The 816-nt window shown below is 71.1% G+C and carries 1 protein-coding gene; it reads left to right on the forward strand.

The genetic code is table 11. The features are described 5' to 3' along the window. Nucleotides 1-136: 136 nt before the first annotated feature. A partial coding sequence (locus ACTQ05_RS09545; RefSeq protein WP_441083572.1) for an IS110 family transposase occupies nucleotides 137-816 on the forward strand: 680 nt, incomplete at its 3' end.

Genomic DNA, 816 nt, shown 5'->3' on the forward strand with positions numbered 1-816 from the left:
AAGACGATATGAGAAAGCCATTTGGGTCGCCTCCCCCGCGGCGCAGCTTCTTTTCGCGGGCTCGGGATGCCACAATGGGCTTTGAGTATCGGCCCGTGCGGTAGCCCTTACCGCACCTGCGGGGAGGAGGCTTCCCATGCCCCATGTTACCTCCATCGGCCTGGACGTCCACGCGCGATCGGTCGCCGCCGCGGCGTTCAACCCCTTCACCGGCGAGGTGGTGCACCGTGACTTCGGGACGGACGCCGCCGAGATCGCGGAGTGGGCCCTCGGGTTCGAGGAGCCCAGGGCCTGCTACGAGAGCGGCCCCACCGGCTTCCACATGGCGCGCGAGCTGCGCGCGCTCGGCCTCGACTGCGCCGTGGCCGCCGTCTCCAAGATGCAGAGGCCGGCGGCGGACGCGCGCCGCAAGAACGACCGGCGCGACGCCGAGTTCATCGCCCGCATGCTCGCCACCCACAACATCGTGGAGGTCCCGCTGCCCGATGCGGCCGTCGAGGCCGCCCGGGACCTCGACCGCGCCCTCGACGACGCCACGGCGGAGTACCGCCGCGCCAGGCAGCGCCTCAACATGTTCCTGATCAGGCTGGGCCACGTCTGGGACGAGCGCAACGCCGACGGGACGAGGAAGGGATCCTGGACGCGCGCCCACTGGAGGTGGATATCCGGGATCAGGCTCGAGGGGCCCCAGCGCGACGTGCTCGAGTACTACGTCACGGCCGCGAGGTGCGCGGAGTCGGACCGCCGGCAGCTCGAGAAGAAGGTGCTCGCCCTCGCCCGGACCGACCGGTGGCGCCCGGCCGTCGAGGCGCTCTC

It is taken from the genome of Collinsella sp. LCP21S3_A9, from assembly GCF_052118785.1.
In the GTDB taxonomy this organism is placed as follows: domain Bacteria; phylum Actinomycetota; class Coriobacteriia; order Coriobacteriales; family Coriobacteriaceae; genus Collinsella.